Origin of the sequence: Pseudoalteromonas aurantia (genome assembly GCF_005886875.1) — a bacterium.
Lineage (GTDB): Bacteria > Pseudomonadota > Gammaproteobacteria > Enterobacterales > Alteromonadaceae > Pseudoalteromonas > Pseudoalteromonas aurantia_A.
In genome coordinates, this window is the sequence record NZ_PNBY01000067.1 from 17,322 (window position 1) to 32,415 (window position 15,094).

Annotated in this window: 12 protein-coding genes; 8 read left to right on the forward strand and 4 right to left on the reverse strand. The window is 40.4% G+C overall.

The features are described 5' to 3' along the window. Positions 1 to 67 precede the first annotated feature (67 nt). The gene (locus CWC18_RS13760; RefSeq protein WP_138593456.1) at positions 68 to 610 is read right to left on the reverse strand and encodes a hypothetical protein; all 543 of its coding nucleotides are present in this window, start codon (positions 608 to 610) and stop codon (positions 68 to 70) included. A 185-nt stretch (positions 611 to 795) separates the two neighbouring features. Between CWC18_RS13760 and CWC18_RS13765 the strand changes: the two genes are divergently transcribed. The 6 genes from CWC18_RS13765 to CWC18_RS13795 all read left to right on the forward strand — a co-directional run bounded on the left by CWC18_RS13765 (position 796) and on the right by CWC18_RS13795 (position 7,100). Continuing rightward, on the forward strand, positions 796 to 1,014 hold the full coding sequence (locus tag CWC18_RS13765) for a hypothetical protein (RefSeq protein ID WP_138593454.1): 219 nt from the start codon (positions 796 to 798) through the stop codon (positions 1,012 to 1,014). A gap of 688 nt (positions 1,015 to 1,702) precedes the next feature. Beyond that, positions 1,703 to 2,917 carry a lactonase family protein gene (locus CWC18_RS13770; RefSeq protein WP_138593452.1) on the forward strand — a complete coding sequence of 405 codons (1,215 nt, stop codon included), beginning with the start codon at positions 1,703 to 1,705 and terminating at the stop codon, positions 2,915 to 2,917. Positions 2,918 to 3,051: 134 nt separating this feature from the next. Further along, positions 3,052 to 3,414, forward strand: a complete 363-nt coding sequence (locus CWC18_RS13775) for a hypothetical protein (RefSeq protein ID WP_138675481.1) — start codon at positions 3,052 to 3,054, stop codon at positions 3,412 to 3,414. Between the two features lie 39 nt (positions 3,415 to 3,453). After that, entirely contained in the window at positions 3,454 to 5,202 is a 1,749-nt protein-coding gene (locus tag CWC18_RS13780) for a hypothetical protein (protein WP_138675482.1), read from the forward strand. Between the two features lie 326 nt (positions 5,203 to 5,528). Continuing rightward, positions 5,529 to 6,269 (forward strand): dienelactone hydrolase family protein, encoded by a 741-nt coding sequence (locus tag CWC18_RS13785; RefSeq protein WP_138593446.1) that lies wholly within the window; start codon positions 5,529 to 5,531, stop codon positions 6,267 to 6,269. Between the two features lie 300 nt (positions 6,270 to 6,569). Next, complete coding sequence (locus CWC18_RS13795) at positions 6,570 to 7,100, forward strand: GNAT family N-acetyltransferase (RefSeq protein WP_171041112.1); 531 nt, start codon at positions 6,570 to 6,572, stop codon at positions 7,098 to 7,100. A gap of 58 nt (positions 7,101 to 7,158) precedes the next feature. On the opposite strand, the gene CWC18_RS13800 is transcribed toward CWC18_RS13795, so the two are convergent. The 3 genes from CWC18_RS13800 to CWC18_RS13810 are packed head-to-tail and all read right to left on the reverse strand — an operon-like array spanning position 7,159 to position 12,091. Continuing rightward, entirely contained in the window at positions 7,159 to 10,257 is a 3,099-nt protein-coding gene (locus tag CWC18_RS13800; RefSeq protein WP_138593442.1) for an efflux RND transporter permease subunit, read from the reverse strand. Further along, complete coding sequence (locus CWC18_RS13805; protein ID WP_138593441.1) at positions 10,257 to 11,351, reverse strand: efflux RND transporter periplasmic adaptor subunit; 1,095 nt, start codon at positions 11,349 to 11,351, stop codon at positions 10,257 to 10,259. The genes CWC18_RS13800 and CWC18_RS13805 overlap by 1 nt, the downstream gene beginning before the upstream one ends. Before the next feature lie 14 nt (positions 11,352 to 11,365). Continuing rightward, positions 11,366 to 12,091, reverse strand: a complete 726-nt coding sequence (locus tag CWC18_RS13810) for a TetR/AcrR family transcriptional regulator (protein WP_138593439.1) — start codon at positions 12,089 to 12,091, stop codon at positions 11,366 to 11,368. Between the two features lie 779 nt (positions 12,092 to 12,870). On the opposite strand from CWC18_RS13810, the gene CWC18_RS13815 reads away from it, so the two are divergent. Further along, entirely contained in the window at positions 12,871 to 13,536 is a 666-nt protein-coding gene (locus CWC18_RS13815; RefSeq protein WP_138675483.1) for an alpha/beta hydrolase, read from the forward strand. A gap of 12 nt (positions 13,537 to 13,548) precedes the next feature. Then, positions 13,549 to 14,247 carry a hypothetical protein gene (locus tag CWC18_RS13820; RefSeq protein WP_138675484.1) on the forward strand — a complete coding sequence of 233 codons (699 nt, stop codon included), beginning with the start codon at positions 13,549 to 13,551 and terminating at the stop codon, positions 14,245 to 14,247. Positions 14,248 to 15,094 lie beyond the last annotated feature (847 nt).

The window sequence follows — 15,094 nt, forward strand, 5'->3', positions numbered from 1 at the left end:
TTTTGTATTTAGGTTTAGGGATTGAAACGTATGAGTTAGTCTCTTTCATATTACCCACGGACCAAATTTAACTCTTATTCGCTAAGCGCTTCATTTCATCAATGATCATGTTTAACATCGCTTTTTTAACATCTGCCTGTTCGGTGAGTAACGCACTTTTTTGTTTCTCTAAACTTTGAATAACAGCTTCATTATTATTCTCTTGATATTCTTTTACGCCTCGGTGTGCATTGAGGTTTATATGGTTTTTGCGTCTTTCATTTTCAGGTTGGATACTTTTTTGAATATACATTTTCGTAGCAGGTGTCTGTGGATCTTGTTTTAACTGGGTGATTTGTTTATTCACTATGTCTATCTGTCTTTGTAAGTCCTCATTGACGACTTCTAAGTCTTCATAGTGACTTTTGAAGTTGGTATTTCCCTCTTTGTAGTCTTTTGCCATTGAATCTAAGTATTTTGAAAATGTGTAGTCTTGTTGCTCATCTTCGTCATCTTGCGTGTCCTCATTGGGGAGTAGCTGTTCTTTTTGGGCATATTCAGATCTACTTTCGAGTGAGTGATTTTTGATTTTTGGTACGACAAATGTCTGCGGTAGTGCGTCGGTTTTCATTTTTAATCCTTAAATATGAATGTATTTCCTAACTATGCATAGTATCGACTGATTTGTTTATCTCTGAAGGTATTTCCTGACTCTAATTCGAAAATTAAGAGGGCTCGGCTTCGCTTATAAATATAAAAAGGAGGTCTATTATGAAATGGTTTTTGGTCGTTTTTAGTAGTTTATGTGCGTGTTGAGTGTCAGCTAAATGTGAAGATAAAGCATACCGAGAATTCGATTTTTGGTTGGCTGATTGGCAAGTATATACGCCTGATGACAAATTAGCTGGGCGCAATTTTATCACTGCTGATCATAACAATTGCGTGATAAAAGAACGCTACACGAGTGTATCGGGTTATCAAAGTGAGCGCTTGGGTATTTATGACATTACGATGAAGTTATGGCATCAAACTTAGGTAGGTAACACAGGGTTATACTTCAACTTGAAGGAAATTTACAGGGCAAAGTGATGGTGCTGACGGGCTCCGATTTTGACAAGACTGGCAATTATTTAGAAAAAAGGATCACTTGGACACCTAACACCGGTGGCTCTGTTCGGTAAGTATGGAAAACGAAAGCGCTCGGCCAAAAATGGCAGAAAAGTTAAAGTAGTAACACGATAAAATCAGCTGCCTGCATTGATTGATATGATATTTCTTCACCTCGCTGTCGGCACGTTAGCACAAGCTAATATTCCTCAAGTCATTTATAAATGCTGTTGGTCCAGCACGTGTCGTCAACCCCCTTTACATTGATTGGTGTTAGAACCCTTCAAGAATATGACACAGGGCGTATACAGACGCCATTAATGTTTTGTTTGATTAAATCGCTCAGGATCAAACGAAGTTAAATGCAATAAAAAATCAACCTTTCTTGTTTATTATCAGTCTAGCGTTCGTTCGGCCATGTTGAAACGCAATTACAAAAGAGGGGGGTTGTTCTAAAAGACCTCAGTGTTGATGTGAATACGCTTCTTGCGTCGGTGCTGCCAGTCATAAAAATGAAGATAAGTAACGTTTTAGTGCTTATTTTTGGCGAATATTTAGGTTGCCATCAATTTTAAGTGTTTGTAGTATCAATAATTATTTTTTGTTGATGAAATCTATGAGAAAGTTGTTACTGTCACCTTGGTTGGTGTATCTAATTGTCAGTTATTGCCTTTTGCACCAGATATCGGGTAATACGATGGCTGAAGTCAACTCCCTATCAGATAATAAATACATATCAGGGTTAATTTCTAACGGCCAGCCCGGTATCTCAGGGTTAGATAATCCACGTCAATTGAGTCTATCTGAGGATGGTAAGTGGGTATTTGTTGTGAGTGGTGATGACAATGCGCTTAGTATATTTGCTCGGCAAAAAGGTGGTCAACTTCAATTTAAACAGACATTTAAAAATATAGATAACCCTGCATTTAAATTGGAAGGAGCATCGGGTGTTATTGCTTTCAATAACGACGAGTTGCTTGTAACCACGAGTTTTTATGATGGTGCAGTGTCATTGTTTAAAAAAGTTGACTCGGGTGCTTACCAGTTTGTCCATGCATTGAGTGATAATTTAACACCGCATAGAGTCTTTAAAGATCCTAGCCCAATAGGTGAACTTGATAAATTGAATGTGTTAGGTGCATGGGGGTTGATAAAACTCGACCAACAACGTTTTGCTGTAGCAAGCTATCAAAGTGATGCGGTCAGCTTTTTCCAAATCAAGAATGAGCAACTGTTATTAGACAAAACTGCCAATGACGCGGTAAAAGGGCATCGATTTTCACGTCCTGTTGCAATTCAATCACTGGGTGATCAAGCTACGTTTGACGGGTTAATGGTATTAGGATATGAAGACGCTATGCTTAGCGTTTTACATAGTGAGCCCAGTATACGTTACCGACGTGCTCAAGTACTTAATTTAAAAAAGTATGGATGCATCAGTCCACAGGCCCTTCATCGAGTTAATACCACCAACCTTGTTTATGTTGCGTGTACCGGCAGTGACCATATTCTTGTTTTAAAAGATTTAGGCTATGACGCAGGTAATAAACGCCTTAAAGTGTTACAGGTATTACAAGCCCCTAGTTTGAAAGGGATCAGTAGCTTGGTATTTACGCCCGATGGTAAAAAGGGATACGGCGCAGCTGAAAGTGGCAGGGGAATTGTTGTTTTAAGTACAGGCCAAACAGGTCATTTAGAGGTGAACAAAACGGTGTTAAAAACAGCTCTGTTTGCCATCTCGTCGCTCACCTTGTTGAATACAAATACGTTAATTGTCACAGCCGCTAAGCAGGATTCGGTGATCACCTTAGATGTATCATCTTTGAAATGATGCATGCTCAGCAGTGTCTACTGAGTCTTTAACTAAGTGATTGTCACTTAAATTTCGTTTGCAATTTAGGCGCAAACAAATAAGCTATCACATAATTAATACCACCTATAAAAATAACGACAAGGAATTGTAATATGCTAAAAATTAAAGCAGCTTTAGAGAAACTAGACGACGCTATGATAGATTTTTCCACCCTGTCTGTTGCGACTTATACCGGTGACATTTCAGTGATATTGAAAGCCGATGATGGCGCATCCATAAAGCTCAATGAATTAGACTTTAATGATGTATTACAAAAAGCCATTTCAGGGGCTTCAGCGTCAACCGATGGCAATATTGAATTGGTTGCACTCAATACGCATAAATTAGATGGTGATGGCATGGTATTTCGTCAAAAGGACATATCGCCTGAACTTGAGACTGCCCATAATGCGGCGTTGAGTGCAGCGCTTGAAACCAGAGAAGGTTTGTTGGCGTTAGTAAAAGATGTATTTTAACCACACCTTGTTGGGTAACTGTGATAAAGCGTACTTAGGGTGAGTTTAGACAATATACGGGAGTGCTATCAGCTAGCAGAGTCTAAGATTGAGCAGACACTTAAGCACCATCTTTTACCCGATTTTTCAGCGAATGAGGTCGATAAAAATGAGGCACTGTTACGTGGTCCTTTAGGGCAGACGTTATGTGATCGCCTCTATCGCATGCAATACCTATCAGCTGAGCAGCGTGACAATTTTATCGACATTCAATCTGTGTTGCGAGCGCATACGTCGCCATGGTCACATGAGGTAGGGCAGTGGTTATCAACTTTCTCAACGGCAATAAAAACACTCCAGTCTGAAGCGGGTCTGCACTGTGATGCGTGGTTTGGTCATAAATCGTTTACAGTTCTACAGCAGGTGTATTCATTTGAAGCACCCACCGAGTTAGAAAGTTGGTTTTCAAAGCCAGCGTGTAGCAAGTTTTTAAATCGCGCTATTTATGTTCGCTTACGTGCGTTGGGGCTTTTACCCGGTAAAACACGGCGTTTTTTCACAAAGCCAGCAGCACATGAGCTACTTAACCAAGCTGTTGAAGCTGGCTTGGGGTATTGGCAACAGCTCTTGTATTATTGGGGAGCGCTTGATCCTAATGTTCGCGCAACAAAACTGAATTTGCTCCAGTGGCTATTTGACACAGATGGCATTACACGATTTATAAACACCAAGGCTAAACAGCTCTTTGAACAACACAAACAGCTGACGCGCCCGATTGTGTGGAATCATGCCGATAATGAGGTGTTTCCTGATGTGACGCCAGCTGAATTACCGAGATTGAGCTTACGCGTGATCATGGCACAGGCGCGCATAGAGGCGTGGTTAAACGGCTTTGGCAGCAAACAAAGTGATTTTGCTCAAGGTGGGGACTTTTACCCTGGTGCGCCTATTGACGCCTATCGATATAGTGAATTCTTTAAACCAAGGTATAAAACCCGATATACCAGCGCGTTACCTCGGTTACATCCTGAACTAAAACGTATTATTTGTTTGTGGGATGACTTTGAAAGAGTGAAACGAGGCTCAGCTGACAAGCGACTTGTGCGAGAAACACATATCGCGCGGGCGATACAAAAGAAACAATTAACAGTAATAGGCATTGCGCTGAGAACGCTGCATTGTGTTTATGAGCTTGATACGCTTCCCTCACAACAAACGCAGTTAAGCCCCACGATTAACCAACATTACGCGGCGCTATCACAAGATGAAAGAAACCCTGAATTGTGGCACAAGCAAAGTATCGGTGCTGCCTGCCTTGATGGTTTAAAGCGTGCTTTTAAATGGGTATATAAAACGGTTTCGCGCGTCTTTTATGCTATATCTGGTTTTGTGCAACGTGTGATACGTGTTGTTAAATCTGTGGCAATCCAGGGGATGACATTGCTAAGCCAAGTATCGGATATTGTTGGATCTGGCATTGAACTGCTGGTGAATAAAGTGTTGGTAGATAAGGAACAATTTAAAGTGGTCGGCGATCAAGATTTTGACTTAACGACCTTACATAGCGCGCAATGTAGCGAGTTGCAAATGCGTGAGGGAACTGTCGCGATGCTGCATCGCTCTATGTTATTTAAGATTGCATGTGGCATGTTCCGGATACTTTTATCCGTTTTCAAGATAACAGCGGGTGTCGTCACAGGCAGGGCATGGGAAGTGATCGATGGCGTGCTACTTATGGCTAACTATTATCAGTCAATTAGTGAACAAGACAAAGCAAAATTTCAATTAGCGCTCGAAGGATATGCTTAAACCTGTTCTTTTCTTACCTGTTTCAGTTATCTTAAAGCTTATGTGTATATCTGCTTTATTCACATCAGCATCAGTGACGGTAAAGTGTGCACTAAGAAATAAGCTGGTGCATAATAATTTGTTCATTGTTTGACTTACTTGTGTGACTTATTGGATCAATATGATGGCAAGGTGGTTGAGTGAAAGATTGAAAATATATGCCATAACACCAATATAAAAACTAAATTGGCGATATTATGCCTGCTTTGCAGGCAAGCGATGTTACTTTTTAGCACTAAATCTATTACCCTTATTGGTTACTTTTTCTATTAAAATTAATTTTCTCTATGATCATTTCAAGTCAAACTCACGATATTACAACACCCACAGGCATGATGCGCACTTACCATTATTCTCCTGTTGAGGGTGGCAATTACCCATGCATCATTTTCTATTCAGAGATTTTTCAACAAACAGCACCAATAGCGCGCTCTGCTGCGATTTTGGCAAGTCATGGTTTTCACGTACTTGTGCCTGAAGTGTTCCATGAATTGAATCCAATTGGGACAGTACTTGCCTATGACGATGCAGGTAAAGACAAAGGCAATGAAGATAAATGGAGCAAGCAATTAGAGCATCACGACAGTGATACGCAAGCGTTGATTGAGTTTGCACAGCAGCTTAACGGGTGTAATGGTAATGTCGGCGCGATGGGGGTGTGTATTGGCGGGCATTTAGCGTATAGAGCAGCCTTAAACCCTGCGATTAAAGCTGCGTTTTGTTTGTATGCAACCGATATTCATAGTGACTCGTTACCTGCGCAAATTGGTAATGGATCATTTGAAAGAATGAAAGACATACAAGGAGAAATCCATTTTGTATGGGGTAAGCAAGATCCACATGTACCTATGGAAGGGCGTTTGCGTATTTACACAGCCTGCCAACGCACAGGAATTAACTTCCATTGGCAGGAGGTGAATGCACAACACGCATTTATGCGTGATGAAGGTGACAGGTATGATGCAGCATTAGCTATTTCAATGTATCAGCAAGCAGTGGCGTTATTTGGTAGAACACTCGTTTTATAACATAGATATGAAGGTAAATGACTTTTGTAATGTGGGTGATTCAAGAAGTCCACATTTTTTGATTAAATATAAGGCTTTCATTAGCTGGGCAGTATCAGTTTACTTTTTCACAGACTGAAATAGTGAATAATGTGTATGTTTCTTATGCTAACAATTAATTTTTATGACCGTATGCTTAGACATATCCACTGCAAATTAAATTTATGCATTGCGACTTTTGTCGATAGTCTAAATACTTAGTAAATGACGAGATCAGGATCCTTCCGCCCTTTTAATATGATAGATATAAGGATTATATTGATGAATATAAAGATCAGGCCTTTTAAGAACAATGATAGTGAAGCTTTTTTCTCTTCAGTGACAGAATCTGTAGAACACCTTGGGACCTGGCTTCCCTGGTGCCATAAAGATTACAGTTTAGATGAAGCCCAAATGTGGGTTCAATACAGTATTCAGCAATGGCAAAGCGGGGCTGAATATAATTTTGCCATTGAAGATCTTGATTCGCAAAAAATACTCGGTTCAGTGGCTATTAACCAAATGGTGCCAATACATCGTTGTGGTAATTTAGGCTATTGGGTTACCAAGTCGGCATTGGGGCAAGGAGTATGTGTTGCTGCAATTAAACAACTATTACAGTATGCGTTTACGGATCTTGGGCTGCAAAGAATCGAAATACATGTACTTGAAGAGAATTACGCGAGTAATCGAGTAGCTGAAAAGTTAAACGCGACGTTTGAAGGAATACAAAGAAATAAGCTATTTTTCAAAGGTAAGCCTTATTCAGCCAAGTGTTATTCACTCATTCCCGCAGATATCGATATTGAGTGATTAAAATAACAGGCGACAGGGTAATGTCGCCTTTTACTGTTAGTTACAAAGTATTAAATTACAAGGTGTTAAGCACAGGGCCAGCAGTAAGGTTTTGCTCTGCTTCGACTTCTCCTCGATGATCTTTTGCGATCAGTTCGTATAACAATGGCAAAATGATTAAAGTAAAAAATGTGCCAATTATCATACCGGCAACCAAAATAATACCGATGCTATTTCGCGCTTCGGCACCTGCACCAGATACGAGCACTAATGGGAAGTGACCCAATACGGTTGCGCCTGTCGTCATCAATATTGGACGTAATCGGGTGCTGGCGGCACCTTTAACGGCCTCTAATTTTGACTTACCTTCAAGCTGCAAATGATTTGCAAATTCGACGATTAAAATGCCATTTTTAGCGATTAAGCCTATGAGAGTGATCAGACCAATTTGGCTGTAAATATTGATGGTGGTTAATGCTAAAAAGGGCAGCATTAATGCGCCTGATAGTGCCAGCGGTGCACAGCCTAGTACAACCACCAAGGGGTCTCTAAAACTATTAAATTGAATTGTTAATACAAAATAGACAATGATCATAGAGACAAACAACACGCCTACCATGGTATTGCCTTCTTTACGAAGCTGGCGTGATTCACCAGCGTAATCTATCGAGTAACCCGTTGGTAGTATGTCTGCGGCGATGTTTTCAACAGTCGCTAACCCTTGCTCTTTGGTAATGTGCGGTAATACACCCGCAAATATCCTAAATGATGCCTGTTGATTGAATGATCCCAGCACTCGAGGGCTGGTTGAGGTGTGCAAATTGGCAAAAGATGACACCGGAATAAGCGCCCCGTCACCGGTACGAATTTTCATATCTAGGATGTTTTCTGGGTTGTAGCGTTCACTATCGCCTACGATGGGAATAACACGAAATGCTTTACCATCTTTATTGAAGTAATTAACAAAATTATTCGACATTAAGACGCTGAGCTGTTCATTTACTGACGCTAGGTTTAGACCTAAATCAGCGACTAATTCTTTGTCTACTTTGAGCTCTGCTTGCGGTAAATCAATTTTTAAATCAGTGTTCACAAATAAGAAGTTACCACTGGCATTTGCCCTGGCTAATATTTCATCTGCATACTTTTTCAAGGTGATAGGGTCATCATTTGCGCGAACAACCATTTCTACGTCAAATTGCCCCGCTGTTGGCAGTGATGCGGGCAAAATGGGAAACAAACTCAATCCAGTAACACTGCCCAGCCGACCATATAGGTCAAAGAGTAAATCGTGGACAGAGTGCTCACGTTCTTCAAATGGTGCGAGCTCTACACCACCAAATCCTGCGGCAGCAGTGACAATTTGCCAAGTAAATTTGCCCCCTTCAGTGGCATTCATGACTTCAGCGGTGTCATTCATTTTAGTTGAAGTGTAGGCCTGAGAAGACTCCGGTGGTGCTTCAACCACAACCTGAATAGAGCTTTGATCTTCAATTGGTGCTAACTCTTGTTGTGACAACATATAAAATGGCACGCTAAGTAGTGACAGTACAACGGCAATAAATATCAGCTGAGGCCTTATAGTGAACAGCGTATCTAACAGCTTGAAATAACGCTGTTGTAGGCGGTCAAAATAGCCATTTACAGCTTGTGTTAACTTTCCTTCACGGCCACCTTCAGGGCTCACATAGGCACTCATGATTGGAGAGAGTGTTACGGCAACGATACCTGATATGAGAACCGCAATCGCCAATGTAAATGCAAACTCTCTAAACAGAAACCCAGTAAGTCCAGTTAAAAACCCGATTGGTGCATATACTGCAGCTAAAGTAAGCGTCATGGCAATCACTGGAACCAGCAATTGACGAGAACTAATGAGTGCAGCTTGCAAGCGTGGTTTACCATCACGCATGTGGCGTGCAACGTTTTCGACGACGACGATGGCATCGTCCACCACTAATCCGACTGACAATACAATCGCGAGAATAGTTAATAAGTTGAGTGAAAAGCCCATTAAAGAGATCACTGCCACGGCACCAAGAATAGAAATAGGAATGGTGATTAACGGCACCAATGCCGTTCTAAAAGACCCCATCATAGCGACAACTACGATGCCTACCAGTAGCACAGTTTCAGCTAACGTAGTGAATATTTCTTTAATTGAATCACGCATGTACAAGGTTCCATCGTAGCCGATAGTGATTTGCATACCGTGTGGAAGTTCTTGATTTAATTTGTCTAGTTTAGTGTAAAGTGCATCACCAATATCAATCTCATTGGCGCCCGGCAATGGCCAGATCGCAAGGAATACGGTATCGGTAGCATCCAGCCGAGCGGTCACCATTCCCTCAGCTTCTCCTATTTCAATGTCAGCAACAGTGCCCAAACGCAGTTGACTGCCGTTACTTTCTTTGATGACTAAATCTTCAAAATCAGACACCGTTTTTAATGTGGTATTCGCTAATAAATCGATACGTTGACGGTTATTTTCACTGTAGCCTAATGTGGCTATTGTATTATTACTTTGTAAGGCTGAAAATATATCACTGGCACTTAAATCGTATATAGCCAGCTTGTCACTGTCGAGCCAAATTCGCATGGCAGGGTTACGCCCGCCTTCCAATGTGACTTTTTGTACCCCATTTATATCGGTCAGGCCCGGTACTACGTTACGCACCAAATAATCACTGACTTCCCCTCTAGGAAGTGTCTGTGACTCCACGTTCAAATAGAATACGGCATAGGGGCTATCAGCGCGAATAATCTCTATTGCAGGGTCTTCTGCTCCTGTGGGGAGCTCAAACTTGATTTGACTGAGTCGTGTACTCATTTCAGCCAAAGCCTCTGTGGTATTGTGATTAAGCTGTAACCATGCCGTCACTTTACTCAGTCCTGATGTAGTGACTGAATCAACATAATCGACCCCAGGTACTGATGACACAACCCGTTCGATTGGCTCCGTGACATAGCCTTTCACGACATCGGCTGCTGCGCCGGTATAAACGGTATTAATGACTAAAGAGGCGCTTTCAATTTTTGGATATTGTTGTATCGAAATCTTATTTGCAGCATTGAGGCCCGCGAGTATTATCAAGAGTGATAACACGATGGAAAGGACCGGTCGCTGAACAAAGATATCCATTATTGACGATTTGTTTTCATGTAATGCACTCATTACTCCTCCTCAAGCGTCAAGCTATCTGGTACTTGAGTATAAACAAGCAGTTGATCTTTTAGTTTGAATGCGCCTTCTGTTGCAATAAACTCATCACCTGCTAGTCCATTCGTGATCAACTGCATGTCACCCTGACGCGCACCTAACTCCACTTGAATTGAACGAGCACGCCAATTGTTGCTGTCATCCTGGTCCAATGAAAATACGAAAGCACCGAGCTGGTTTCGAGCAATGGCATTGGTTGGTACTGCAAACATAGGGATATTTGGCGTCGATACTTCGACAGAGACCATTTGATTGTGGTGCAATTGTAATTGACTATTATCTAGCTCTGCACGATAAGCAAGCTGGCGTGCAGCAATATCAATAGCAGAATTTTTTGCGATGATGGTTGCTGTTATGCGTTGGTTGCCTGCGATAAGATTCACAGAAACGTTGTCACCAACGGCCAATTGAGGCAGAGTTTGTGGTAACTTAAAATCTACCCAAATTTTTTCATCTTGTGCAATTAAAGAAGTCAGTAGGGTATTTACATTAAGAAACTGACCACTTTGATAGTTTGTAAGCCCTAACATACCAGAAAAAGGGGCTTTAATAATTTTCTTGTCTATTATCGCATTCAAGTTAGCGATTTGTGCTTTTGCTATGGCGACGTCAGCGTGTGCTTGATCAACTTGGTCAGGACTAACGCGTTTTTGTACGAGCAACTTAGACAAACGTGAAAAAGTAGATTCAGCCAAAGTTAACTTGGCTTGTTCAGCCAGTAAATTGGCTTGCTCTATACGAGTATCTAATTCAAAGAGTACTTGGTTCTTTTCGACGAAGTCGCCAGGTTGAAAATGCACTTTAACGATAAGCCCAGGATATTCGTTATGTATGTCTATGGCGCGCTTGGCTTGTAACTGACCAATGACTTTACTGGTCTCGCTATAATTGCGTTGTTCCACGAAACTTGATTTTACAGCAGCTGACGGTTCAGGAAATGATTCACCAAAAGCGATTGCCGCTTGTATTTGATTGAACTTAATAAAGCCTAATGTAGAGATTATAATGACAATAATAAAAATAGAGAGTATCCAGCGTTTAATATTCATGATTCGTCCATAAGTTAGCGTAGATTAATGTCGGTGAGAGTGTATATAAGAGCTTTAACCGACTCTTCGGTAAGGGGTTTTTGCCATGGGTAACTATTTAGAAACCGTATAGAGCTGCGGATAATTGGATCACTTTCGATTAAAGGGTCCATTAATGAATCAGTCCCTTCACCGATTTGTTTGATTTGCTTGACGCGTTGCACTTGGTCATAACCAACACACATTGCCCATGACCCCAAAATAATTTCTTCAATGGCATGAGATAAATTGAGCTCTCCGATTAATTCTCCTGAATTGATCCCTTCTGTTAATGCCAACTTAAAAGACTGTTCACATGCATTGTTTGCAACAATCATTTTCTCTGTCCAGATGTTCGAAGCGCGGCTGATCACGGCTTCATTTACTGCGTATGAAAGAAGGTCATTATCGAAGACAAAATACTGTAATTTCCTTGGGGCAATGAGTGAAATAGCCAATACTTTTTCAGGGGTTGTAATCGGGAGTGCTAAAACTTGATCAAAGATTTTACTGACATGTAAAAACGAGCTATGCGCAAGCGCTAAAATAATATCTTCTTTAGATTGCACATGTTTATAAACAGATCCCATTGAAAGGCCTGCTGTTCTTGCCACTTTTGCCATTGTAAAGTCCATGACAGACGATGCTTTGATACACTCTTCTGCCGCATCAAGGATCATTTCAAGTTGCTTTTGGTGACTGTATTTTGGAGCTGGCGCCATTTTTATCTCTCTTCAAGCTTATCAATAACCGAATTCGAATGGTATTCGAATGCGGTTATTCTAAATTTTTCCTCCCACTTGTCAAGCTTTCTTCATTGCACTTTAGCGGCGACTATTATCAGCAACGAGATGAGAACAAGGTCTCACTCGGCGTTGTGTTTCCTTATCAAGATTGCTGACATACAATTCAATATCAAACTTGGTGGAATGAAGAACTTAAAGATAAGATTGAGCAAAAAAATAATGCGGTGTATGTTGATACCAATCGCGCGATGAATTAGATCGCAGAGAGTCGTAGCACTGACATAGAGGGGACTTATGGCGCATTTATTAGCTTTAAAGATGCCTCTGTTACAATCCCTGTGTGTTTTCAGCAAAATTATGAACAACTCGTGATGATTAAGAAAGAGTATATTCACGACCAATATAATCATTTACGCACGCGTAAAACGATTATTTAGTGCGAAGAATGCACCTCCCTTTCATAGTACAAATCTATCACTCTATGAAAGAGGTGGTTAAATGCTCTCATGATGATGGCAGCAAGGGTACTGTCTTTTTCTGCTAAAAAATCAAGGCGCTGTCTAATAAAGCATACTTTTTTAAGTAGTTAGCAATACTTGTGAAGCTAGCCGTTGCAACTTTTTTAAGGATGATTATCGGTACTGAGCCCATCAGCAAACCAATTATCTAAAGCAAGTTTAAATCGGCTTACGCCCACAGGCAGGGCTTTAAAATAGGTGCGCTTATTTATTTTGAACAATTTAAATGGAACAATGATGAATAGTGTATGTAAGATCATCTCTTTAGTGGTTGCTTTGGTTGTGTCAAAGGGAGGTTTTGCGCTTCCCCAAAAAAACGAAGAAGACTGTATATCAATTAACTATCTTGTTACGAACGCAGCATCTGTTGCAGAAAAAGGTCGTTATAGGCAGACATTGGCGATAACAGATGATTTTGATTTCTCAACACAAGGGGCCTTTTCAGAGTATATTGCGCATCAACGTAAAAAAATCTTCGCTGAGAACCCGAAAGCGCATTTACCGTGCCCAATAACCACGCCAATTAGCGATCAATTATACGGAGGTCGTGACCTCAAGGTGATTGATTTAATTGCACCATTTCAGGTTGATCCGCGCATGCAGGCCAAAAGTAATACGGAGAAAAAACACGATACACGCGGGGTATTATTGATCCATGGTTTAACTGATTCACCGTTCATATTTCATGATTTGGCCTCATCATTTTTAAAGCAAGGTATTACGGTACGCACTTTACTGTTACCAGGTCATGGTACTGCGGCCTCTGCTTTGGTTGATGTATCACACGCGCAGTGGAGAGCTGCTACTGCATACGGTGTGCAATCGATGCTTGAAGACTTTGACACGGTGTATTTAGGGGGCTTTTCAACAGGCGGTGCTTTATTAATTGATTATTTAAACTAGCAAAAGATCAGCTTGGCGCAAGAAGAGCAGATAAAAGGTCTTATGTTATGGTCACCTGCAAGCCAAGCCAAAGCAAATATGGCATGGGCAGCGCAGTATGTTGCTTGGTTTAAAGATTATATAGACGAAGGTACCGACATTGATTTTGCCAAATATGAATCTTTTCCATTTAATGCGGCAGCACAAATATACTCTTTGATGCAGCTCATTCAGCCAGCTAATTTAACTGATACGCCAGATATCCCTTTGTTCGTTGTAGCATCTGAAGTTGATCAAACAATCGATACCAAAAGTACTTTACGAGTGCTTGAACATTGGCATAACAACGGCATGCGCAAAACACAGCATAAAGATACCCTGATTTATTATGCTGATAAGGCACAGAAACCGGTTTTATCTAGTTCAATCAATGTGACAAAACCAGAGTTATGCACACATGGTGACTATTGTGAAGCGCTTATCGGTATTGCACACACCGCGCTTACTAATGCACCAAATAATCAACACTATGGCTGGCAAGGGATTTATCGAAACTGCGAACATGTATTTGGCACAGCGTATTATCGAACATGTAAAACAACGCAGAACCCAATTTTAGGTGAAACGACAGCTCACGGATTGCAGGCCTATCCCGCAATGCAGCGTCTAACTTTCAATCCATACTTTGATCATATGGTTGATGCGTTGGCGCGTTTTCTAGATAGTCAATAACGTGATTAGCGAATATAAAAATTAGACAATAACAAAGAATCGGTGTTAAATTACCAATTCTTAAAATACTATTTATTACTTTTCTTTGTTAATGATCTAACCATATATGAAATTAGCCATGTAAAAAAGGTTAAGACAATTATAGCAATAATTGACATTGGGGCTCCCCCTTTAATAGGCGTGAACATGAACTTGTTATAATATAAATCTAACAGGTAATATGATGATAATGCCGTTGTAATAACTATGAAATGAAATTTAATTTCATTGAAATTAGTTGTTTTATAAGCTAAAAAAACATGGGTTATCATAACCAGAAAAATAAATGCGTAAATTATTGTGTTGTTCATAAACATTAAAAAAATTCGCAAGATAATAATTACAACTCCTATAGTACCATATATTTCTTCATGTTATTTCCTAAAAATTAAGGCTTGTATCCAAATGAGAATTGAAGTCTGCGGTACACCACTCTGTCTTGTTGGGCAATTGTTCAGTTTTAACTCTGTTGCTAATATTCAGCCACTTTGAGGTGGCGCTATTACTTAGCCAAAATTTTAATGTTACCGTGTGAGCTAAAGTACGATTGTATTGCGGCCAATTTTTACTTTTCTTATCAATTTTAAAGCATAGGTAAAGACATTTAATGATCTGATCGCATCAAACCAAAGAAGTTTAGTTGTTTGGGGAATAACGCCTTTTTTCGCCTATAATTGATAACGAACTACAAGAAATAGTTCAAAGAATTATCAGTCGACTAAGAAGGCTGTTAGATTATTAAGCACCTGGGTAAGCTTCTTCACTTGATAGTCTATTATGATGTCTTTGTATGTTGGATTCGTATTAC